At 70.3% G+C, this 22,463-nt stretch carries 21 protein-coding genes; 14 read left to right on the top strand and 7 right to left on the bottom strand.

Going from position 1 to position 22,463, the window contains the following annotated elements:
* Nucleotides 1-32 precede the first annotated feature (32 nt).
* Nucleotides 33-683, top strand: coding sequence for a TetR/AcrR family transcriptional regulator C-terminal domain-containing protein (locus tag ABT254_RS00955; protein ID WP_351462321.1), 651 nt, complete (start codon nt 33-35; stop codon nt 681-683).
* A gap of 97 nt (nt 684-780) precedes the next feature.
* On the opposite strand, the gene ABT254_RS00950 is transcribed toward ABT254_RS00955, so the two are convergent.
* Together ABT254_RS00950 and ABT254_RS00945 are read right to left on the bottom strand one after the other, a co-directional pair.
* A complete protein-coding gene (locus tag ABT254_RS00950) occupies nt 781-2,112 on the bottom strand; it encodes an alpha-2,8-polysialyltransferase family protein (RefSeq protein ID WP_351462320.1) in 1,332 nt (443 codons plus the stop codon).
* Entirely contained in the window at nt 2,112-3,098 is a 987-nt protein-coding gene (locus tag ABT254_RS00945) for a glycosyltransferase family 2 protein (protein ID WP_351462319.1), read from the bottom strand. The genes ABT254_RS00950 and ABT254_RS00945 overlap by 1 nt, the downstream gene beginning before the upstream one ends.
* 198 nt (nt 3,099-3,296) lie before the next feature.
* Here ABT254_RS00945 and ABT254_RS00940 point away from each other — a divergent pair, with 198 nt between their 5' ends.
* From ABT254_RS00940 to ABT254_RS00925, 4 genes are all read left to right on the top strand, one after another.
* Entirely contained in the window at nt 3,297-4,640 is a 1,344-nt protein-coding gene (locus ABT254_RS00940; protein ID WP_351462318.1) for a DUF6716 putative glycosyltransferase, read from the top strand.
* A 116-nt stretch (nt 4,641-4,756) separates the two neighbouring features.
* The gene (locus ABT254_RS00935) at nt 4,757-6,022 is read left to right on the top strand and encodes a cytidylyltransferase domain-containing protein (protein ID WP_351462317.1); all 1,266 of its coding nucleotides are present in this window, start codon (nt 4,757-4,759) and stop codon (nt 6,020-6,022) included.
* Between the two features lie 15 nt (nt 6,023-6,037).
* Complete coding sequence (locus ABT254_RS00930) at nt 6,038-6,979, top strand: N-acetylneuraminate synthase family protein (RefSeq protein WP_351462316.1); 942 nt, start codon at nt 6,038-6,040, stop codon at nt 6,977-6,979.
* A 32-nt stretch (nt 6,980-7,011) separates the two neighbouring features.
* Nucleotides 7,012-8,079: a hypothetical protein gene (locus ABT254_RS00925; RefSeq protein WP_351462315.1), complete on the top strand. Its 1,068-nt coding sequence runs from the start codon at nt 7,012-7,014 to the stop codon at nt 8,077-8,079.
* Nucleotides 8,080-8,086: 7 nt separating this feature from the next.
* On the opposite strand, the gene ABT254_RS00920 is transcribed toward ABT254_RS00925, so the two are convergent.
* On the bottom strand, nt 8,087-8,755 hold the full coding sequence (locus tag ABT254_RS00920; protein WP_351462314.1) for a class I SAM-dependent DNA methyltransferase: 669 nt from the start codon (nt 8,753-8,755) through the stop codon (nt 8,087-8,089).
* 14 nt (nt 8,756-8,769) lie between these two features.
* Complete coding sequence (locus tag ABT254_RS00915) at nt 8,770-9,015, bottom strand: hypothetical protein (protein WP_351462313.1); 246 nt, start codon at nt 9,013-9,015, stop codon at nt 8,770-8,772.
* Between the two features lie 336 nt (nt 9,016-9,351).
* On the opposite strand from ABT254_RS00915, the gene ABT254_RS00910 reads away from it, so the two are divergent.
* From ABT254_RS00910 to ABT254_RS00875, 8 genes are all read left to right on the top strand, one after another.
* Entirely contained in the window at nt 9,352-10,572 is a 1,221-nt protein-coding gene (locus ABT254_RS00910; RefSeq protein ID WP_351462832.1) for a M20 family metallopeptidase, read from the top strand.
* Nucleotides 10,573-10,859: 287 nt separating this feature from the next.
* Nucleotides 10,860-11,918 carry a BMP family lipoprotein gene (locus ABT254_RS00905; protein WP_351462312.1) on the top strand — a complete coding sequence of 353 codons (1,059 nt, stop codon included), beginning with the start codon at nt 10,860-10,862 and terminating at the stop codon, nt 11,916-11,918.
* 233 nt (nt 11,919-12,151) lie between these two features.
* The gene (locus ABT254_RS00900; RefSeq protein ID WP_351462311.1) at nt 12,152-13,645 is read left to right on the top strand and encodes an ABC transporter ATP-binding protein; all 1,494 of its coding nucleotides are present in this window, start codon (nt 12,152-12,154) and stop codon (nt 13,643-13,645) included.
* Nucleotides 13,642-14,769, top strand: coding sequence for an ABC transporter permease (locus ABT254_RS00895; RefSeq protein ID WP_351462310.1), 1,128 nt, complete (start codon nt 13,642-13,644; stop codon nt 14,767-14,769). Before ABT254_RS00900 ends, ABT254_RS00895 begins: the two co-directional genes overlap by 4 nt.
* Nucleotides 14,769-16,055, top strand: coding sequence for an ABC transporter permease (locus tag ABT254_RS00890; protein ID WP_351462309.1), 1,287 nt, complete (start codon nt 14,769-14,771; stop codon nt 16,053-16,055). Before ABT254_RS00895 ends, ABT254_RS00890 begins: the two co-directional genes overlap by 1 nt.
* Nucleotides 16,052-16,453, top strand: a complete 402-nt coding sequence (locus tag ABT254_RS00885; RefSeq protein WP_351462308.1) for a cytidine deaminase — start codon at nt 16,052-16,054, stop codon at nt 16,451-16,453. Before ABT254_RS00890 ends, ABT254_RS00885 begins: the two co-directional genes overlap by 4 nt.
* Nucleotides 16,454-16,539: 86 nt before the next feature.
* Entirely contained in the window at nt 16,540-17,817 is a 1,278-nt protein-coding gene (locus tag ABT254_RS00880; protein WP_351462830.1) for a thymidine phosphorylase, read from the top strand.
* A gap of 76 nt (nt 17,818-17,893) precedes the next feature.
* Complete coding sequence (locus tag ABT254_RS00875) at nt 17,894-18,481, top strand: Uma2 family endonuclease (protein WP_351462307.1); 588 nt, start codon at nt 17,894-17,896, stop codon at nt 18,479-18,481.
* A 1-nt stretch (nt 18,482) separates the two neighbouring features.
* Here ABT254_RS00875 and ABT254_RS00870 read toward each other — a convergent pair whose 3' ends face one another.
* Nucleotides 18,483-19,403 (bottom strand): AEC family transporter, encoded by a 921-nt coding sequence (locus ABT254_RS00870; RefSeq protein WP_351462306.1) that lies wholly within the window; start codon nt 19,401-19,403, stop codon nt 18,483-18,485.
* Nucleotides 19,404-19,555: 152 nt separating this feature from the next.
* Here ABT254_RS00870 and ABT254_RS00865 point away from each other — a divergent pair, with 152 nt between their 5' ends.
* Entirely contained in the window at nt 19,556-19,942 is a 387-nt protein-coding gene (locus tag ABT254_RS00865; RefSeq protein ID WP_351462305.1) for an STAS domain-containing protein, read from the top strand.
* Here ABT254_RS00865 and ABT254_RS00860 read toward each other — a convergent pair.
* Together ABT254_RS00860 and ABT254_RS00855 are read right to left on the bottom strand one after the other, a co-directional pair.
* Nucleotides 19,826-20,830, bottom strand: a complete 1,005-nt coding sequence (locus tag ABT254_RS00860; protein WP_351462304.1) for a sigma-70 family RNA polymerase sigma factor — start codon at nt 20,828-20,830, stop codon at nt 19,826-19,828. The two genes, ABT254_RS00865 and ABT254_RS00860, sit on opposite strands and share 117 nt — an antisense overlap.
* Nucleotides 20,831-21,136: 306 nt before the next feature.
* A complete protein-coding gene (locus tag ABT254_RS00855) occupies nt 21,137-22,432 on the bottom strand; it encodes an MFS transporter (protein WP_351462303.1) in 1,296 nt (431 codons plus the stop codon).
* Nucleotides 22,433-22,463 lie beyond the last annotated feature (31 nt).

Raw genomic sequence — 22,463 nt, 5'->3', positions numbered from 1 at the left:
AGAGTGCCCTTAACGCTGTTAAGCTGTCAAGCGTGAGTACGGAACGACGCGCGCCCCTCGACCGCAAGCGGGTCGCGGACACCGCCCTGAAACTCCTGAACGAGGTGGGCCTGGACGGCCTGTCCCTGCGGACCATCGCCAAGGAGCTGGATGTCAAGGCACCCGCCCTGTACTGGCACTTCAAGGACAAGCAGGCGCTCCTCGACGAGATGGCGACGGAGATGTACCGGCGGATGGTCGCCGGGACCGCCCTCGATCCGGACGACACCTGGCAGGAGCGGACGGCCAAGGCGTACCGGGGCCTGCGGGAGGCGCTGCTCGGCTACCGCGACGGCGCCAAGGTCTACAGCGGCGCGCGCTTCACCGGCACCGACCACGCCCGCGAGATGGAGGAGAACCTACGCCTGTTCACGGCCGCGGGTTTCACCCTCGCCCAGGCCGTCCGCGCCCACCAGACCGCGTATGCCTTCACCATCGGTTTCGTCACCGAGGAACAGGGCGTCCGCCCACTGCCGGGCGAACGCCGCGAGGGCTACGACGTCGACGAACGCGCCCGCCTGCTGGCCGACTTCCCCCTCGCGGCCGCCGTCGGCACAGAGCTCTTCGAGGACTACGACCACCACTTCGAGGAGGGCCTGGCGCTGATCGTCGCGGGCTTGGAGGCACGCTACGGAATCGCCTGAGCGGCAACAGAGGAGCCCCTTGTGCCCGCGCGAGGGTGGGTACTTCGCGCAGACGCAAGGGGCTTCCTGAGACGTGTGCCAAAGACGGCCCGTCCGCCTACCGCTGGACAGCCTTCCGCAGGGCCCGGGCCCGCCGCACGACCCGCCGAGCCGTGGAGTTCCGCGGAATGAACGCCAGCCGCTCCGGAAGCCCCCCGGGCAGCCCCAGCGCGGTGAGCCGCTTCCGCCTGAAGTACCGCTTGGTGCGCGGGGACAGGTGCTCGGAGAGGTGGCGTTCCGCCGCCGCCCGCAGGGACGGGTAGATCTGCGGCTGCATCGTGTAGCTGAGCGTGTCGAGCAGACCGTCCAGGGTGCTCGCGGGCAGCGTCTTCTCGGCCTTGCCGCCCTCCAGATCCGGCAGCAGCGCGTCGGCGAGGACGACCGGCACGCGGTTGCTGTTCTGGTACGGCGTGAGCGCGCCCAGCAGCGCTGCCGTACCGATGCGGGCGACCGGGAGGCCGTAGAGCGCGGACGCCGTGAACAGCGCCGTGGAGAAGCAGCCCACGACCAGGGCGGGCCGCGACTGCTCGAACAGCACCTCGGCCAGGACGGGCAGGTCGAGGACGGTGAGGTCCACGCCCAGCTTCCCGGCCTCGGTCTCCAGGGCGCGGCTGTAGCGGGCCGGCGCGGTGGGGTGCGGCTTGAAGACGATCGAGCGGTGTCCGCGCTCGACCGCCCCGCGCATCATCCGTACGTGCAGGTCCTCCTCCTCCTCGGGGGTGAGGATGCCCAGCGCGGACAGGTACTGGCCGAGCAGCAGCGCCGAGTCGTCGGGCAGCACCGGCAAGTCCTGGACGGAGGAGGAGAGCTCGCCCATCACCTTCAGGAACGCGTCGGTCGGCACCAGCTCCGCCGGTACGTCGAACTCGGTCAGCAGGCGCGGGGTCAGTCCCGGCACCAGGTCCAGGTGGAGCAGCCGCCGCACGCGCGTGCCCACCAGCGGGTCGATCTTGTTGCGGGTGGGGCCGTAGCTCATCAGGCCGTCGGCGTAGACGTGCACGGGCGCGTCGGTGAACAGCTGGGCCACCGTCAGCGCCGGGGCGACCTGGATGGACTCCACGACCAGTTCCACCCGGTCGTCGCCCAGGTCCCAGAGCAGCCGCAGATAGCGCTCGAAGAGCGGGATGTCGTCCTGGCGCGGGGTCCAGGCGCCCGGATGGAAGGGGCGGATGGCCTCGTTCCAGGACAGGATCTCGTCGAAGTGGTCGCGCAGCGGCTCGAAGCCCGGCATCTCGTCGACGGGCGGTGTCGTCTCCGGCGTCGCCGAGTTGTTGAAGACCAGCAGCAGACTGCGGTCCTCGTCCTCGAAGCAGTCCGAGTCCAGCGCGGCGGCCAGGGTGGCGGCGCCGTACAGGGTCGAGACGCAGTAGATACGGGTGGTCCGGGGCATCAGGCAGCCGCCTTCGCTGTCGTGATCCTGCGCCGCAGCCGCCGCAGCTTGGAGGAACGGTGCATGTCCATCGTTTCGAGCACGTCGCCGAGCATGTCCTGCGGCAGGCGCTGGATGGCGGCCGCGCTCCTGGCCCGCAGCTGCCGGTACACCGACGGCTCCCACTTGTCCTCGTCGGAGACATGGTGGGCGATGATCGCGCAGTACGTGCGCACCGCCTTCGGCAGCAGCCGGTCCGCGTCCCGGTCCTTCGCCGTCTCCTCTATGACCTGGTCGAAGGCGCGGATGAAGTCGAGCTGGCGGACGTCGCCGATCTGCGTCAGGGAGGACGCCACCCCGCGCCGGTAGAAGACGCCGAGCAGACTCAGCACGGCGAACGACTCCGCCTCGCGGTGCAGCTTCCAGATCCACGGCCGGTCCTCGGCCGTGCGCAGCCCGTCGGTGAAGTGCAGCAGGCCCTGGTCGAGGAGCCGGCGGTGGTAGGCGCCGGCCCAGGCGAAGGCGTAGTCCACGGACGTCGAACGGTCGGCCGGCAGGATCGCCTCGCGCGGGTTCAGTGCCTCCCAGCGGCGCCCGATGGGAACCCTGCTCACACTGCGCGCGCGGGCGGTCGCCTGCACATGGTCGGTGCGCACGAAGTCGACGCCCAACCCCTCGATGGCCGCGACCAGTTCGGCGAGGTAGCCGGGAGCCAGCCAGTCGTCGCCGTCCAGGAACGTCAGGTACTCGCCCTGGGCCGCGTCCAGGCCGGTGTTGCGGGCAGTGGCGAGTCCCCCGTTCTTCTCATGGCGGATATACCGCACCTGCGCCACGTCGGAGAGTTCCTCGGCCGCACGTTCGAGAATCGCCGGAGTTTCGTCCTTCGAATGGTCGTCGACCAGTACGAACTCGAAATCCCGTTGCGCGTTCAAGCGAAGGCTTTTGAGGGTGTCCGGGGCGTATTGCTGCACGTTGTAGAACGGCACGATCACGGAAAGCTTTGGCACACGAGAAAGGGTAAGAGGCGGTTCGGCGGCGTAACTTTCCGGTGCCCGTACAGAGGGTGAACTCAATGTGTCGGAACGGTGCATCACCTGTAGCTCCGGCGGTTTGGCGGGCCAGTTCGGCTCTCGGCGGGGTGTTGTTAACTTTTTGTTGAGGTGCGGTTGGGCCGCGCCTCGGAATTGCTTCTTACCGTCTTCGACGTGCCACCAAGTACCTCGAAGCCCACGCGAATCGCCGTGCTCGCGGACTCCGACACCCGCTGGAAATGGGGTGCGCTGACCGCGGCTCGCATCGCCCCGGGCCCGTCCATGGAAACCGCACCCAGCGAGGACGCGCAAGTCGGTCTCGAGCTGAGCGGATTCCTGCTGCGCGGGCGGGCGACGCCCACCGCACGCCAGCTGGCGGAGGTCGGTGTGCGCGCCGACTCGCTCCGCGAGGTCACGGCCGTCGAGTTCCTGCGCGCGATGGCCGAGGAGGAGTACGACGTCCTCGTCCTCGCCCTCGTCGGCGGTGGCGTCCAGGCGATGCTGAACGGCCTGCGGCACGCGTGGGAGAGCCGCGAGCGACGTCCCGTGGTCGTCACCGGCTATGTCGGCGTCGTCTACGAGAAGCTGGCCGACGGCCTTCTGCTGCGGCACGGCGCGGACCTCGTCCTCGCCAACTCCCGGCAGGACGCGGAGCGCTTCCGGGCGGTGTACGAGGGGGTGGGCGCCGACGCCTCGTCGGTGACCGAGGTGGCACTGCCGTTCCTCGGCGGTGCTCCCTACGAAGGTGAACACGACCCCTACACCGTGGTGTTCGCCGTACAGCCGTCCGTCCCGGACACCCGCAAGGACCGCGTCTACCTGCTCGACCGGCTGATCCGGCACGCCCGGCTGCACCCCGAGCGCGAGGTGCTGCTGAAGCTGCGCTCCAAGCCGGGCGAGCACACCACGCACATCGAGGAACAGCCCTACCAGAAGCTGGTCCAGCGGCTCGATCCGCCGGCCAACTTCCGCCTGGTCTACGGGAACATGGGTGAGGTCCTCGACCGCACCGACCTCCTGGTCACCATCAGCTCGACGGCCGCGCTGGAGTCCCTGCACCGCCGTATCCCGACGGTCGTGCTGACCGACCTCGGCATCCGTGAGGTCCTCGGCAACCACCACTTCGTGGGCTCCGGCTGCCTCGCCTCCTGGGACCAGCTGGACGCCGGGCACCGGCCGGCCGCCGACGAGGAGTGGGTGGCCCGGCAGGGCGTCGCGACGGACGGGTCGTACGAGACCGCCTTCGACGTGGCGAGGGAGCGCATCGCCAAGCTGCTCGCGGCGCCCGAGCTGCCCCCGCTCGCCCCCTACTACACACCGGCGACCGCGCCCGGTTACCTCCCCGGCATCCTCGCCCGCCACCACCTCGGCCCCGACGGCAGCCCGCTGCCCGGAGCCCCCGCCCACGACAGGGAGCCGGGCCCGGTCCGCCAGATCGTCCGCCGCGCGGCCCGCGGCGCCTACCGGCACGGGGTGCAGCGGGTGGCTCCCGTCATCCGGCGGATGGGGGAGCTGTGACCGCCGCCGAGCGCTCCGCGGTCGCACGAGCCGTGACCCCGGCCGCCACGGAACCCACAGGAGCGCGAGCCGCGTTCGCGCCGATTCCTCCGCAAGGAGCCCAAGGAGTAGTTCCCATGTCCAACCCGCAAGCGGGCCAAGGCGCTTCGGTGCGCCGGGTGCTCGCGGTGATTCCCGCGCGTGGCGGCTCCAAGGGCGTGCCCGCGAAGAACCTCGCCCCCGTCGGCGGTGTGCCGCTCGTGGCCCGTGCCGTGCGGGAGTGCCTCGCCACCCGGCTGGTGACGGACGTCGTGGTGTCCACCGACGACCAGGCCATCGCCGCGACGGCCCGTCAGGCGGGCGCCGAGGTCGTCCTGCGCCCCACCGCCATAGCCGGGGACACGGCGACCTCCGAGGCCGCCGTCCTGCACGCCATGGACGCCCACGAGGCCCTGCACGGCGCGGCCGTCGACGTGGTGGTGTTCGTGCAGTGCACCAGCCCGTTCATCATCCGCGAGGACATCGACGGAGTGGCGTCCGCGGTCGTCGAGAACGGCGCCGACACCGCCGTCACCGTGGCCCCCTTCCACGGCTTCATCTGGCGGGACGCCGACGACGAGGCCACCGCGGGCACCGTCGCCGAGGCCGACGCGGCCACCGGCGGCGGCTACGGCGTCAACCACGACAAGTCCTTCCGCCCCCGCCGCCAGGACCGCCCCCAGGACCTCCTGGAGACCGGCGCCGCCTACGCGATGGACGCGGCGGGCTTCCGCAAGCACCAGCACCGCTTCTTCGGCCGTACCGAACTCGTCCGCACCGATCCGGCACGGGTGCTGGAGATCGACGACCCGCACGACCTCGCGCGGGCCCGGGCCCTGGCCCCCCTCTTCGACGCCGACCGGCCCGGCGCCCTCCCGACCGCCGACGACATCGACGCGGTCGTACTGGACTTCGACGGCACCCAGACCGACGACAGGGTGCTGATCGACGCCGATGGAAGGGAGTTCGTCTCCGTGCACCGCGGAGACGGGCTCGGCATCGCCGCGCTGCGCAAGAGCAGCCTGAAGATGCTGGTCCTCTCCACGGAGCAGAACCCGGTCGTCGCCGCGCGCGCACGAAAGCTGCAGATCCCCGTGCTGCACGGCATCGACCGCAAGGACCTCGCACTGAAGCAGTGGTGCGAGGAGCAGGGCATCGCGCCCGAGCGCGTGCTCTACGTCGGCAACGACGTCAACGACCTCCCGTGCTTCGCCCTCGTGGGCTGGCCCGTGGCGGTCGCGAGCGCCCACGACGTGGTACGCGGCGCCGCCCGTGCGGTCACCACCCTCCCCGGTGGCGACGGCGCGATCCGAGAGATCGCCAGCTGGATCCTCGGCCCCTCTCTCGACTCCCTAACCAAGTAAGGACAGTTCACTGCCATGAGCATCAACTCCCGCCTGCGCACCTTCGGTACCGAGCGCATCGCCGGCCCCGGTCAGCCCGTCTACATCTGCGGCGAGATCGGCATCAACCACAATGGCGAGCTGGAGAACGCCTTCAAGCTCATCGACGTGGCCGCCGAGGCCGGCTGCGACGCCGTGAAGTTCCAGAAGCGCACCCCGGAGATCTGCACCCCGCGCGACCAGTGGGACATCGAGCGTGACACCCCCTGGGGCCGCATGACCTACATCGACTACCGCCACCGCGTGGAGTTCGGCGAGGACGAGTACCGCCAGATCGACGCGTACTGCAAGGAGAAGGGGATCGCCTGGTTCGCCTCCCCGTGGGACACCGAGGCCGTCGCCTTCCTGGAGAAGTTCGACGTCCCCGCCCACAAGGTGGCCTCGGCCTCCCTGACCGACGACGAGCTGCTGCGCGCCCTGCGCGCCACCGGCCGCACGATCATCCTCTCCACCGGCATGTCCACCCCGAAGCAGATCCGCCACGCGGTCGAGGTCCTCGGCTCGGAGAACATCCTGCTCTGCCACGCCACCTCGACGTACCCGGCGAAGGCCGAGGAGCTCAACCTCCGCGTGATCAACACCCTGCAGGCCGAGTACCCGAACGTCCCGATCGGCTACTCCGGCCACGAGACCGGCCTGCAGACCACCCTCGCCGCGGTCGCCCTCGGCGCCACCTTCGTCGAGCGCCACATCACCCTGGACCGCGCGATGTGGGGCTCCGACCAGGCCGCCTCCGTCGAGCCGCAGGGCCTGACCCGCCTCGTCCGCGACATCCGCACCATCGAGGCCTCCCTCGGCGACGGCGTCAAGAAGGTCTACGAGTCCGAGCTCGGCCCCATGAAGAAGCTGCGCCGCGTCACGGGCGTCGTCGCCGAGGCGGAGATCGCCGCGGCCGCGGGCGAGCCGGTCACGGTCTGATTCACCACCACTTACGGGACGGTCATACGTCGATGAGCCGCCGCGCCGGATCCGCCGGCAGCACCTCCACTCTCGCGTTCGTCGAGAGCCCGGTACAGCTCCTGAACGTGCTGGAGTGGGCGCATGCCCAGGCGCCCGGCGCGGGGCTCACCCTCGTCGTCCTGTCCCCGACCGACCCCATGACCCGCGGCCAGCTGCGCCGCATGGCCGAACTCGCCCGCGACGAGGGCCACACGGTCCGCTGGGAGGAGGCCCGGGGCGGCCCCGCGGCCCCCTTCCAGACCATCGGCGGCCTGACGGGCACGCTCCGCAGGGCCGACCGCATCGTCCTGGGCGACCCCTTCTCCCGCTACGTACAACTCCTGCTGACCATCACCAAGGCCCGCGACCTGGTCGTCGTCGACGACGGCACGGCCACGATGGAGTTCGTCGCCCAGCTGGCCCGCGGTGAACGTCTCGTCCGCTGGCACCGCAAGGGCGGCCGCCCGAGCGCCCGCGACCTGATCTTCGCGCCGGTGTCCTCCAAGGCCCGCCGCCGCCTCACCCCGAGCGCCAGGCGCAGCGTGGCGGTCTTCTCCTCCATGCCCATGGACGAGATCCCGCCCGGCGTGACCGTCCACACCAACGACTTCTCCTGGACCCGCTTCCGCTTCGGCCCGCCCCGCATCACCAAGGGCGCCGACATGGTGGGCACCTCCCTGGTGGAGACCGGCGTGGTGGACGGCGACCGCTACCTGGAGGCCGTCCGCACCCTGGCGAAGACCCACGGAGCCACCCGCTACTTCGCCCACCGCCGCGAGAGCACGGACAAACTCCACCGACTGGCCGCCGAGACGGGCCTGGAGATCGTCCGCCCCGACCTCCCCCTGGAACTGATCGCCCGCCGCGGCCCCATCGGCCGCACCGTCCTGAGCTTCCCCTCGACGGTCGTCCACACCCTCCCGCTGGCCCTGACGGGCACGGAGGTCCGGGTCGCGGTGTGCGACATCGACCCCGCCTGGCTGACCCAGAACGCGTCGCCGCGGGCCCAGGGCTTCCTGTCGGGCGTGACGGGCACGGCACGGGACGTGACCCGGCTGTCGGCGGTCACGGCGGCATGACCGCGCCTCAGTCGTCCTTCCGCGCCAGCAGGAACGCCCGCGCCCGCGTCTCGTCCTGCGCGGGCTCGCGCAGCACCCGTGCATCCACCCGCAGCCCCGCCTTGACCAGCTGCTCGGCCACGGCATCCGGCGTACGCCAGTAGTAGTCCAGCGAGATCTCGCGCCCGAACCGCTCCTCCAGCCGCAGATGCCCGTCCTCGTCACCGCTCTGGAAGCCCAGCAGAACATGCCCCCCGGGCACCAGAACGCGCCGGAACTCGTCGAAGACGGTCTTCAGGTGATCGTCCGGGACATGGATGATCGAGTAGAGGGCGAGCACACCGCCCAGCGTCTCGTCCGGCAGGTCCAGCGCGGTCATGGATCCGACGTGGAACCGCAGCCCGGGATGCGCCTGACGGGCCAGCGCCACCATGCCGGGGGAGACGTCGACCCCGAAGGCCGGCACCCCGAGCGCGTCGAGCCGCGCGGTGACATGGCCGGGCCCGCTGCCGACATCGGCGACAGGGGCGGTACCGGCCGCACGGACGAGCTCGGCGAAGGCGGTGACCAGGGCCAGGTCCAGCGGTCTGCCGCTCAGGTGGTCGGCGAACTGCTCGCTGTACGGGCGGGCGATCGCGTCGTACGAGGATCGGGTGGTACGCAGGAAGTCCGGGCTGCCCGGTATCGCGGAGCTCACGGGCCCGCACCCTACTAGCGGTCGTCCGTCGTCCAGGTGAAACCGCCGAGAGAGTCCTGCGAGGACTGCTCGAACCTTTCCCCGTGCCTCTCCCCGAGGCCCGGCCCGGATGTCTCGTCGACCTCGTCCGTCCACGGCGGGTACCGCCACCGCAGATACAGCGAGACCGCCGCCACCAGCAGCCAGCCCACAAGGGTCATCGCCACCAGCAGGCCCAGGAACAGGCCGGCCGTGCCGAGCAGACCGAATTTCGCCAGCATCCCGGGGATGTGTTCCTCACCGCAGCCGCACGCCTCCATGGGGGCAGGCTGCCCACGATCCACCCACCGTGTGCGCTGCGTGGCGGAAACGTCGCGCGGTGGTGATGATTCCGGGATCCGGGCCCGTACGTCCCACAGTGCGGTCCCGACACGTGGACCGGAACCATGGACAGGGGCGGGGCGTGGTATGCGTAGAGAAAAGCAAGGTATACCCATCTCAACCCTTGCCCATGCGCCGAGCGGCCAGATTTTCTCCCCCCTGAGGGGTTGAACTTTTGTTGATCGAGGGTCAGTTGGCCACCCCGGCGTCCTACGCTTAAGAGGGTGAAGCAACTGATGTCACCAGAGTCCGAGGTCGACCTCGCCGGGGAAGCGGTGCTCGAAGGCACGCTGCCCGAGGCGCTGTATGCCGAACTCGTCGCCTTCCGTCGTGACCTGCACATGCACCCCGAGCTCGGCAACCAGGAGTTCCGCACCACCGCGGCGATCAAGGAGCGGCTCGAGGCGGCAGGCCTGCGGCCCCGTGTGCTCGCCACCGGTACCGGGCTCGTCTGTGACATCGGGGAGTGGGACGGCGGGCGGCCCATGCTCGGCATGCGCGCCGACATCGACGGCCTGCCCATCCCGGACACGAAGAGTGAGTGCCCGTACCGCTCGACCGTGCCGGACCGCGCCCACGCCTGCGGCCACGACGTGCACACCACCGTGGTGCTCGGCGCCGGCCTGGTCCTGGCCGAGCTGCACAAGCAGGGCAAGCTCCCGCGGCCCGTGCGGCTGGTCTTCCAGCCGGCCGAGGAGGTGCTGCCCGGCGGCGCCGCGGACGCGATCGACTGCGGGGTGCTCGACGGCGTCGGCCGGATGATCGCCGTGCACTGCGACCCCCGGGTGGACGCCGGCCGGATCGGCCTCCGGCAGGGCGCCATCACCTCCGCCTGCGACCGGCTGGAGGTCGCGCTCGACGGCCCCGGCGGCCACACCGCCCGCCCGCACCTGACCACCGACCTGGTCACCGCCGCCGCCCGCGTCGCCATCGACGTGCCCGCGCTCGTCGGCCGGCGGATGGACACCCGCTCCGGCCTCGCCGTGACCTGGGGCCGCATCGAGTCGGGACACGCCCCGAACGTCATCCCGCAGCACGCCGAGCTCTCCGGGACCGTCCGCTGCCTCGACATCGAGGCCTGGCGGCAGGCCCCGGACCTCGTGGTCGCCGCCATCGACGAGGTCGCCAACCTGCACGGCGCCAAGTCGGAGATCAACTACGTGCGTGGAGTCCCGCCCGTGGTCAACGACGCGGACGTGACCGACCTGCTGCGCGACGCCATGACCGCCCGCCGCGGCGCCCAGTCCATCGAGGACACCGAGCAGAGCCTGGGCGGCGAGGACTTCTCCTGGTACCTGGAGCACGTCCCCGGCTCCATGGCCCGCCTCGGCGTGCGCACCCCGGGCGAGCGCACGGTGCGCGATCTGCACCAGGGCGACTTCGACGCCCACGAGTCGGCGATCACGGTGGGTGTGGAGCTGTTCACGGCGGCGGCCCTGCTGGACGCGGCTGAGTGATCCGAGCGTGCGGGCGGCCCCCTCGGGGGCCGTTCCGCCGACCGGCGCAACATGCTCGTAAGCCAATCGTGCACGCATCGAAATCAGGGTGTGCGACCGAGTGAGAGCCCGAGTTCAGACAGCGTTTGCCTCGAATCGATAACGGCTTCGGGAGGGGTGTTTTTCTGACATCTACGCGCGTTACGATGCCGCGAAGCCGACGCCGCAGGGGCGTCCGGGCCCGAGCACTGGCAAGGTGCTCACATGAAGCGCCGACATGGCGCTCAGGTCAGGTGAAGGAGCCTCCCGTGCGCCGGGTAGCCAAGCTTTCCGCTGCGTGTATCGCCACCGCAGCTCTTGCACTGACTGCCACTGCCTGTGGCAGCACCTCGTCCGAGAAGGACAACTCGTCCTCCTCCGCTTCCTCCGGCGGCGGCAAGGGCATCAAGATCGGTCTCGCCTACGACGTCGGCGGCCGCGGTGACCGTTCCTTCAACGACTCCGCCGCGCGCGGTGCCGACCAGGCCGAGAAGGAGTTCGGCGGTTCCATCAAGGAGCTGACCGCGAAGAACTCCGACACCGAGGCCGACCGCGAGCAGCGCCTCACCGACCTCGCGGACGCCGGCTACAACCCGATCGTGGCCGTCGGCTTCTCCTACGCCACCGCGGTCGACAAGGTCGCCGCGAAGTACCCGAAGGTCAACTTCGGCCTGATCGACTCGGTCGCGACCGCCAAGAACGTCGACAGCATCACCTTCACCGAGGAGCAGGGCTCCTACCTGGCCGGTGTCGCCGCGGCACTGAAGACCAAGAAGGACCACGTCGGCTTCATCGGCGGCGTCGACACCCCGCTGATCAAGAAGTTCGCGGCGGGTTACGTCCAGGGCGTCAAGGACACCAACTCCAAGGTCAAGGTCGACGTCCAGTACCTGACCCACGGCTCGGACCTGTCCGGCTTCTCCAGCCCCGACAAGGGCAAGGAGGCCGCGTCCGGCATGCTCGACAACGGCGCCGACGTGATCTACGCCGCCGCCGGCTCCTCCGGCAACGGCTCGATCGAGGCCGTCAACGGCGTCAAGGGTGCCTGGGCCATCGGCGTGGACTCGGACCAGTACAACATCCCGGGTCTGGCCAAGTACAAGAGCTCGATCCTGACCTCGATGGTCAAGAACGTGGATGTCGGCGTCTACGACTTCATCAAGTCCGTGCACGACGGCAAGCCGCTGACCGGCAACCAGGTCTACTCGCTCGCCAAGGGCGGTGTCGGCCTCGCCACCAGCGGTGGCTTCATCGACGACATCAAGACCCAGCTGGACGCCGCGAAGAAGAAGATCGTCGACGGCACCGTCAAGGTCAAGACCAGCTGACCTGGCGGTTCCCGCCGAACCCCGGCTCGGCGAGGGCGCGTTCCCACAGCCCCTCGCCGAGCCATAACAATGTGTCAACTCTACGCGTGTAGCATGGAGTTGCCGCGCTAGCGTCGCCGACGCCTGCCCTCCCCTACGCAGCCCATTTCCCCCGAGGAGAGTGCGCCATCAACGCGTCCAGCCCTCCCGCTGCCGTCGAACTGCGCGGCATCACCAAGCGATTCCCCGGTGTCGTGGCCAACAAGGACATCGACATCACCGTCCGTACAGGCACCGTCCATGCCCTGTGCGGTGAGAACGGCGCCGGTAAGTCCACCCTCATGAAGATCCTCTACGGCATGCAGCAGGCCGACGAGGGCACCATCACCGTGAACGGCGAGACCGTCGTCTTCCACAACCCCGCCGACGCCATCGCCCGCGGCATCGGCATGGTGCACCAGCACTTCATGCTCGCCGACAACCTCACCGTCCTGGAGAACGTCGTCCTCGGCGCGGAGAAGCTCCACGGCATCGGCGCCAAGGCGCGTACGAAGATCAAGGAGATCTCCGACGCGTACGGCCTGAACGTCCGCCCCGACGTCCTCCTCGAGGAACTCGGCGTCGCCGACCGCCAGCGCGTGGAGATCCTCAAGGTCCTCTACCGCGGCGCCAAGACCCTCATCCTCGACGAGCCCACCGCCGTCCTCGTGCCGCAGGAGGTCGACGCCCTCTTCGACAACCTGCGCGAGCTGAAGGCCGAGGGCCTGACGGTCATCTTCATCTCCCACAAGCTGGGCGAGGTGCTGTCCGTCGCCGACGAGATCACCGTCATCCGCCGCGGCACCACCGTCGGCACGGTCAAGCCGGCCGGCACCACCCCCAAGCAGCTCGCCGAGCTGATGGTCGGCAGCGAACTGCCCACCCCGGAGACCGAGGAGTCCACGGTCACCGACGTGCCGCTGCTGAAGCTGGACGGCCTGCGGCTGGCCCAGACGGACCTCGACGGCGTCGAGCGGATCATCCTCGACGACATCTCCTTCACCATCCACAAGGGCGAGGTCCTCGGCATCGCCGGCGTGGAGGGCAACGGCCAGTCCGAGCTGGTCGAGGCGATCATGGGCATCCGCGATCCGGACGCCGGTCTCATCAGCCTCGACGGCACCGACATCTCCCACGCCCCCACCCGCGACCGCCGCGAGGCCGGCGTCGGCTACATCCCCGAGGACCGCCACCGCCACGGTCTGCTCCTCGAAGCCCCGCTGTGGGAGAACCGCATCCTCGGCCATGTCACCGAGAAGCCCAACTCCCGCGGTCAGCTGCTCGACATCAAGGCCGCCCGCACCGACACCGAGCGCATCATCCAGGCGTACGACGTCCGCACCCCCGGCATCGACGTCACCGCCGCCTCCCTCTCCGGCGGCAACCAGCAGAAGCTGATCGTCGGCCGCGAGATGAGCCACGCGCCCAAGCTGCTGATCGCCGCCCACCCCACCCGCGGCGTGGACGTCGGCGCGCAGGCCGCGATCTGGGACCACATCCGCGAGGCCCGCCGCGAGGGCCTGGCCGTGCTGCTGATCTCCGCCGACCTGGACGAGCTCATCGGCCTGTCCGACACCCTGCGGGTGATGTACCGCGGCCGACTGGTCGCCGACGCCGACCCCGCCACGATCACCCCCGAGGAGCTGGGCTCCGCCATGACGGGTGCGGCCACCGGCCACCTGGAGCACACAGAGGACGACGCCCGATGAACAAGCTGACCCAACGCATCGACAAGGAGCGGCTGCTCCTCGGCATCGCGGCGCCGCTGCTGGCGATCGTCGCCGCGCTCGTCGTCACCGCCCTGGTCATCCTCGCCACCGGCAAGAACCCGGGCTCCGCCTTCAGCGACATGGTGAGCTACGGCACCGCCAGCGACAGCCAGGTCTACATCCTGAACAAGGCGACGACGTACTACCTGGCGGGTGTCTCGGTGGCCATCGGCTTCCGGATGAACCTGTTCAACATCGGCGTCGACGGCCAGTACCGGATCGCCGCGTTCTTCGCCGCGGTCCTCGGCGGCGCGCTGACCACGCCCGGCTGGATCTCCATCCCGCTGATCATCCTGTGCGCCATGGCGACCGGCGCCCTGTGGGCGGCCATCGCGGGTGTCCTCAAGGTGACCCGGGGTGTCAGCGAGGTCATCTCGACCATCATGCTGAACTCGATCGCCACCGCGATCATCGCCTATCTGCTGCAGCCGGGGAAGCTGGCCGAGCTCCAGAGCGGCGGCACGGTGATCTCCACCAAGCCGCTGCCGCAGTCCTCGTACTTCTTCCAGATCGACACCGGCGCCGCGGGCGAGCTGTGGGGCTTCATCGTCATCGCCGTGGTCGTCGGTGTCGCGTACTGGTTCGTGCTCGGCCGCACCCGCTTCGGCTTCGACCTGCGCACCGTCGGCCAGTCCGAGAGCGCGGCCGCAGCGAGCGGTGTCTCCGTCAAGAAGATGATCGCCACCAGCATGGTCATCTCGGGTGCGGTGGCCGGTCTGATCGGCATGCCGACCCTGCTCAACGACAGCCACCAGTTCAGCAACGACTTCCCGACGGGCATCGGCTTCACCGGCATCGCCATCGCGCTGCTCGGCCGCAACAACCCGGTCGGCATCGCGCTCGGCGCCCTGCTGTGGGGCTTCCTGGAGCGCACCACCAACCACCTCGAGTTCGAGGGGTACGACAAGGAGATCCTCGGCGTCATCCAGGGCGTCATCGTCCTGTGCGTCGTCATCGCCTACGAACTCGTACGCCGCTACGGCCTCAGGCGCCAGCAGCAGCGGGTCGGCGCCGAGCTCGCCGCCCAGGCCGCCGCCCCGACCCAGAAGCAGGAGGTGGCGTGATGACTGCCACGATGACCGACACGCCGCCGCCCGCGGCTCCCAAGGCGGACATGGAACGCGGCCGCTCGGGCCGCTCGCTCGGCCAGATCCTGATGATCGTCGCCGGTGCGCTGCTGCTGGTCGCCGCGGTCCGCGTCATCTCCGGCTCGGACCAGCTCACCTCCGACGGCCAGGTCTCCGCCGCGCTCAGCCTCGCCGTACCCATCGGTCTCGCGGGTCTCGCCGGCCTGTGGTCCGAGCGCTCCGGTGTGGTCAACATCGGCCTCGAGGGCATGATGATCCTCGGCACCTTCGGCGCCGGCTGGATCGGCTGGCAGTCCAACCCGTGGCTGGGCCTGCTGTGCGGTATCGGCTTCGGCATCCTCGGCGGCCTGGTGCACGCGGTCGCGACCATCACCTTCGGCGTCGACCACATCGTCTCCGGTGTCGCCGTCAACCTGCTCGCGCTGGGCGCCACCCAGTACCTCGCCAAGCTCTTCTTCACGAACGGCAAGGCGGCCGACGCGGGCGGCAACCCCAAGCAGTCCCCGCCGGTCGACTCGCTGCCCAACTTCGACGTACCGGGCCTGTCCAGCGGGCTGCACTCCATCGAGAACCACCACTGGTTCCTGATCTCCGACCTCGCCGGCATCATCGGCGGCCTGGTCACCAACCTGTCCGTCGTGACGGTCTTCGCCGTCCTGCTGTTCATCGGCAGCTGGTGGCTGCTGTGGCGCACTTCGTTCGGTCTGCGGCTGCGCTCCTGCGGCGAGAACCCGATCGCCGCGGAGTCCCTCGGCGTCAACGTCTACAAGTACAAGTACGCGGCCGTGGCGGTCTCCGGCGGCCTCGCGGGCCTCGGCGGTGCCTTCCTCGCGCTGGTCACCTCGCACACCTACCTGGAGGCGCAGACCGGCGGGCGCGGCTTCATCGGTCTCGCGGCCATGATCTTCGGCAACTGGCGAGTCGGCGGCCTCGCCATGGGCGCGGGCCTGTTCGGTTACTCCGACGCGCTTCAGCTGCGCAACGGCGGTGCGACCGTCCACGCGCTGCTGCTCCTGCTGGTCGTGCTCCTCGCGGGCCTGGCCGGCTGGAAGCTGTACAAGAAGGCGCACTGGCAGGGCGGCATCAGCCTCCTGGTGGGCGCGGGCGTCCTGGTCTGGTACCTGGTCACCGACGAGGTCCCGAGCGACTTCGTGGGCGCCACCCCGTACGTCGTCACGCTGCTGGTGCTGTCGCTGTCCGCGCAGCGCCTGCGGATGCCCAAGGCGGACGGCATGCGCTACCGGAAGGGCCAGGGCAAGTGACCCCGCCGGCCGCCGTCGACTGGGAGGCACTGCGGGAGCTGGCGCGCGAGGCCATGTCCCATGCGTACGCCCCCTACTCGGGCTTCCCGGTCGGGGTCGCCGCCCTGGTCGACGACGGCCGCACGGTCTCCGGCTGCAACGTCGAGAACGCCTCCTACGGCCTCGGCCTGTGCGCCGAGTGCGGTCTGGTCTCGGAGCTGCAGCGGACCGGCGGCGGGCGTCTGACGCACTTCACCTGCGTGGACGGCAGGGGCGAGATCCTCGTCCCGTGCGGCCGCTGCCGCCAGCTGTTGTACGAGTTCGGCGGCCCCGAGCTGCTGTTGGAGACACCGGCGGGAATCCTGCCCCTGTCGGAGATGCTTCCCCAGGCCTTCGGCCCGGAGCATCTCACCAAGTAACTCCCGTACGGCCCCTCCGGCTTGAACCCTTCGAGCGGAGGGGCCGCACACTTCCATGAACCTCGGAAGGAACGCACCCCATGGCCATGGACGCCATCTCCGTCATCCGTACCAAGCGGGACCGCGGTGAGCTCAGCGACGAGCAGATCGACTGGGTCATCGACGCGTACACCCGCGGGGAGGTCGCCGACGAGCAGATGTCCGCGCTCGCCATGGCCATCCTCCTCAACGGCATGAACCGCCGTGAGATCGCCCGCTGGACCGCCGCGATGATCGCCTCCGGCGAGCGCATGGACTTCTCGTCCCTGTCCCGCCCCACGGCCGACAAGCACTCGACAGGCGGCGTCGGCGACAAGATCACCCTCCCGCTGGCGCCCCTGGTCGCGGCCTGCGGAGCGGCCGTCCCCCAGCTGTCGGGCCGCGGCCTCGGCCACACCGGCGGCACCCTGGACAAGCTGGAGTCGATCCCCGGCTGGCGCGCGCTGCTGTCCAACGAGGAGATGCTGAACGTCCTCGACACCACCGGCGCGGTGATCTGCGCGGCGGGCGACGGCCTGGCCCCCGCGGACAAGAAGCTCTACGCCCTGCGTGACGTCACCGGCACGGTCGAGGCGATCCCGCTGATCGCCTCCTCGATCATGTCGAAGAAGATCGCGGAGGGCACCGGTTCCCTGGTCCTGGACGTCAAGGTGGGCACGGGCGCCTTCATGAAGACGATCGAGGACGCCCGGGAACTGGCGTCCACGATGGTGGGCCTGGGCACCGACCACGGCGTGAAGACCGTGGCCCTGCTGACGGACATGTCGACCCCTCTGGGCCTGACGGCGGGCAACGCCCTCGAAGTCCGTGAGTCGGTGGAGGTCCTCGCGGGCGGCGGCCCCTCGGACGTCGTGGAGCTGACCATCGCGCTCGCCCGCGAAATGCTCGACGCGGCCGGCGTGAAGGACGCCGACCCGGCGAAGGCCCTGGCCGACGGCTCCGCGATGGACGTCTGGCGCCGCATGATCGCGGCCCAGGGCGGCGACCCGGACGCGGCCCTGCCCACGTCCCGCGAGCAGCACGTCATCAAGGCCCCGTCCTCGGGCGTCCTGACCCGCCTCGACGCGTACGACATCGGCGTCGCCGCCTGGCGCCTCGGCGCGGGCCGCGCCCGCAAGGAGGACCCGGTGCAGGCGGGCGCGGGCGTCGAGATGCACGCCAAGCCCGGCGACACGGTGACCGAGGGCCAGCCCCTGCTGACCCTCCACACCGACACCCCCGAGCGCTTCGAGTACGCGCTCCAGGCGGTGGAGGGGTCCTACGACATCGGGGCGGCAGGGGCGGAGTTCTCGGCGTCGCCGGTGGTGCTGGAACGTATCGCCTGACCTGGGGACTTTCCCTTTCGAGTGAACGGGATCGGTGGACCGCCACCGGTCCCGTTCGGCGTGTTTGATGTGTGTCATGGACGTGCTCGACGGGGACTACATCAAGGCCGACAACGAGTGGGACGAACTGGTCTGGGTCTGGCAGCAGACGGATGTTCCCAAGGGCTGCAAGGCGGAGATCGTCGAGGGGCTCATCACCGTGACCCCCTCGCCCGTCAACGCGCACCACGCAATTGCCGAGCGCGTGCATCGGCGCCTCTACGAGGTGATCCCGGGAGAGTGGGGGGTCTATCAACGGCTGGGCATGGCTGTGCCGTCCCGACTGGGTTTGTACGTGCCCGACCTTGCTGTGGTGCCGGAGGAGGTGCTGAAAGGAGACGGCTATTTCATCCAGGCTGGCACGGCCGAACTTGTCGTGGAGATCACCTCGAAGGCCACCGCGACCAATGACCGGATCCACAAAGCCGCAGGCTACGCCGAGGCCGGCATCCCGCTGTACCTCCTGATCGACGGCCTGGCACCGTATGGCCCGACGATCACGCTCTACGGGGAACCGAAAGACGGCGTCTACCGGCTCCTTCGGGCAGGCAAGTTCGGCGCCCCCGTCACACTCCCGCACCCCTTCGAACTCGCCGTCGACACCAGTCAGTTCCCCGAACCCTGAGTCACCCCAGCAGTGCGGCGACCACCACCAGAACCGGCACCGACAACACCGTCGACAACAGAATCGAGTCCCGCGCCAGCCCCTCCGCCACCCGATAGCGGCTCGCGTACGTGTACAGGTTCTGCGCCGCCGGAAGCGCCGACGTCACCACCACGTCGAGGAGTTGGTGGCCGTGCAGAGCGAACACCCCCACCGCCAGCGCCCATGCGGCCACCGGCTGGCCCACCGCCTTGAGTGCGACCGACAGGAACACGGGGAACCGGTCGGCGCCCCGACCCGGCATCGTGCTGCCGCACAGGGAGATGCCGAAGGCCAGCAGGACCGCCGGAACCGACATGTTGCCGATCAGGGTCAGCGGGTCCATCACGGGAGCCGGGACCCGCAAGCCGGTCGCCGACACCGCCACCCCGGCCAGTGAGCCGACCGCGATCGGGTTGCGCAGCGGCGTGAGCAGCCGTAGCCACAGCGGACCCTTCTCGCCCTTGCCGGACAGGTCCAGGACCGTCAGGGCGATCGGGGTGACCGCGATGATCTGGAACAGCAGCACCGGCGCCACCAGCGAGGCGTCGCCCAGCACATACACCGCGATCGGGATGCCGAGGTTGCCCGAGTTGACGTAGCTGGAGCACAGGGCGCCGATCGTCGTACGCCCCACACTCCAGCCCCGTACGGCACCGACCGCGACGAAGACACCGGCCGCGGCCGCCGTGCTCATGGCCGTCACCAGCAGCCGGCTGGAGAAGATCACCGAAAGGTCGGCCCGCGCGAGCGTGGTGAACAGCAGCGCCGGGGACGCCACATGGAACGCCAGCTTGGTCAGCACCTCCCGCCCGTGCTCGCCGAGATGCCCCTGCCGTCCGATGACGTAGCCCACCCCGATGACGACCGCGATGACCGCGAAGCCCGTCAGCACTCCCTGCACGGCGCCCCCTCGGCGGGGAGAAGGCCGTCGGGTATCCGGGACGGTGCTGATGCTTGGGGCATACACCCAACCCTCCGGGGGAGAAGGGTGGCAGGTCAATGTGATCCCGGTCGGCGGACCCGCCCGGCAGGCGTGTGCCCCCGATGAGCCCGATGAGTTCCGCCCGCCCGTCCGGTCTACCGCTCGTGGATGCCATGACACCCGCCGTACTCGTGCTACCCGGCCCCGTCACCCGTGACGAGGTGAGCGGGCTGTGCGAGGACGTGCGGGCGCTGCTGGAGGCCACCGGTGCCGGGGTCGTGGTGGTCGACGTCGCCGCGATCGGACCGCCGGGGCTGGGTGCCGTGGATCTACTGGCGCGGCTGGAGCTGGCCGCCCGGCGAGCCGGGGGCCGGATACGGCTGCGCGATCCCGCCCCCTCCCTACACGCCCTCCTCAACCTGGTCGGGCTCCGCTTCGAGGTGGAGGGGCAGGCCGAACAGCGGGAACCAGCGCTGAGTGTCGAGGAAGAAGTGGAACCCGGAGAGCCCGCCGTCTGATATCTCCAGCACCTGCACCGCCCACGGGGTGAAGCCGCCCTTCTCCGGGTCCGGCTTGTACTGGGCGAACCCCGGCAGGCCGTTGACCTGGACCGGGAGCAGCCGCGAGCCCTCGCAGGCGGAGCCCAGGGTGGTCATGAAGCCCGTGATGTCGTCGTGGCCCGTCAGCCACAGGTCGAACGGCGGCATCGTCATCACGGCGTCCTCGTGCAGCAACGCCGTCAGCGCGGCCATGTCGTATCCCTCGAAGGCCGCGACATAGCGGTCCAGGAGCTTGCGCTGCTCCTCGTCGAGAGGGTCGGAGACGGCCGCCGCTGCCGCCTTGTCGCCCTGCTCGCGCTCGGCGAGTGTCGCCCGGGCCCGCTGCAGGGCGCTGTTCACCGACGCGACCGAGGTGTCGAGCAGCTCCGCGACCTCGCTGGCCTTCCAGGCCAGCACCTCGCGCAGGATCAGCACCGCGCGCTGCTTGGCGGGCAGCTGCTGCAGGGCCGCCATGAAGGCGAGCCGCACGGACTCCTTCGCGACGGCGGCCTCCGCCGGGTCCTCGACGGTCGGCAGCACGCGGGCGTCCGGCATCGGCTCGAGCCAGGTGTTGTCCGGACGGGGGGAGAGGGCGGCCCTGGCGAGGGGTGTCGACTCGCTCAGGTCCATCGGGCGGGCGCGCTTGTTGCCTGCGGTCAGCATGTCCAGGCAGACGTTCGTCGCGATGCGGTAGAGCCAGGAGCGGAGGCTGGAGCGGCCCTCGAACTTCTCGTAGCTGCGCCAGGCGCGGACCATCGTGTCCTGTACCGCGTCCTCGGCCTCGAAGGAGGAGCCGAGCATGCGGTAGCAGTAGCCGGTCAGCTCGACGCGGTGTTTCTCGAGCCTGACGTCGAGGTCTGTCGTCATGGTCCACCCACCCCTGTGGCCGTTCTGTGTCGCGCCTTTGCGCCCAGCACGTCCGAAGCTAGCGCAGGGCACTGACAATGGCGTGCCGAGCGGAGGAATGTGCAGGCCAGGGGGGTATCGCCCCCGCCGCCCCTTCCCGTCCCGACCCGGGGGCCAGCCCCCGGACCCCCGCTCCTCAAACGCCGGAGGGGCTGAGTTTTTTCAGCCCGTCCGGCGTTTGAGGACGAGGCCGTTCAGGCCGATCGGGGGTCTGGGGGCGAAGCCCCCAGGTACGGGACGGGTAGGGGCGGCGGGGGCGAAGAGAGCTCAGTGCGCCGGCACCGGGCTCCGCCGCGCAGCGACCCGCGCCGCTCGCGTCCCGAACACCGTGATCGTCACGACCCCCAGCACCGCCAGGAGCCCGACCCCGACCGTCCCGGTCCAACCCCCCGCGTGGAACGCGATCGCCCCCACCGTGCTGCCGGCACTCGACCCGACGTAGTACGCGGACTGGTACAGCGCAGACGCCTGCGCCCGCCCCGTCGTCGCCGTCTTGCTCACCGCCGACGACGCGACCGCATGCCCGGCGAAGAACCCGGCGGTGATCAGCACCAGCCCCAGCAGAACCGGCACGAGCGACCCCGCGAGGGACAGGACCAGGCCCATCGCCGTCGTACCGCCCGCCAGGTACAGGGCCCCACGGCGGCCCAGCCGCCCCACCAGCCGCCCGGCGGTGGAGGCGGACACCGTGCCCACCAGGTACACCAGGAAGATCGACCCGATGATGCCCTGCGGCAGCGAGAACGGCGCCTCCGTGAGGCGGTAGCCGATCACCGTGTACACGCCGCCGAACACCGTCATGAACAGCGCACCGATCGCGTACAGCCGGCACAGCAGAGGGTTCGACAGGTGGTCGCGCACCGTACGGACCAGCACCCGCGGCCGCAGCGAGCCCGCCTTGAAGTGCCGCGGAGCGGGCAGCAGCAGCCGGAAGGCCACGGCGCACACCACCGCGATCGCACCGATGACACCGACCGCGACCCGCCAGCCCCACTCCTGCGCGACCCACCCGGTGATGACCCGGCCGCTCATGCCGCCGACACTGTTGCCCGCGACGAACAGCCCGATCGCCGTGACCAGCGCCTTCGGCCGGACCTCCTCCGCGAGATACGCGGTCGCCGACGCCGGGAGCCCGGCCAGCGCGGCCCCCTGCACCGCCCGCAGCACCACCAGCGCGGGCAGCGAGGGTGCGAACGGCACGAGGAGCCCCACCGTCACCGCGACCGCCAGCGAGGCCGTCATCACCGTACGACGCCCGAACCGCTCCGACAGCGCACTCATCGGAAGGACGAACACCGCGAGGCCACCGGTCGCCGCCGCCACCGTCCAGCTCGCCGCACTCGCCGCCACCCCGAACTCGCCGGAGATCAGCGGCAGCAGCGCCTGCGTGGAGTAGAGCAGCGCGAAGGTCGCGACCCCCGCGAGGAAGAGCGCGAAGCTCATCCGGCGGTAGCCGGGCCCTCCCGGCGTCATACGGGAATCGGCGGCAGGGGTGACGGGGACGACGGGGACAACGGATGCGGCGCCCACGACGGTGGACGCCCCGGTACTGGCGGGAGACATGCCTCGAAGCTACGTACGGCCCCGCTCATCC

It is taken from the genome of Streptomyces sp. NPDC001137, assembly GCF_040298885.1.
Classification (GTDB): domain Bacteria; phylum Actinomycetota; class Actinomycetes; order Streptomycetales; family Streptomycetaceae; genus Streptomyces.
This window is presented reverse-complemented; position numbering and strand designations above follow the sequence as displayed.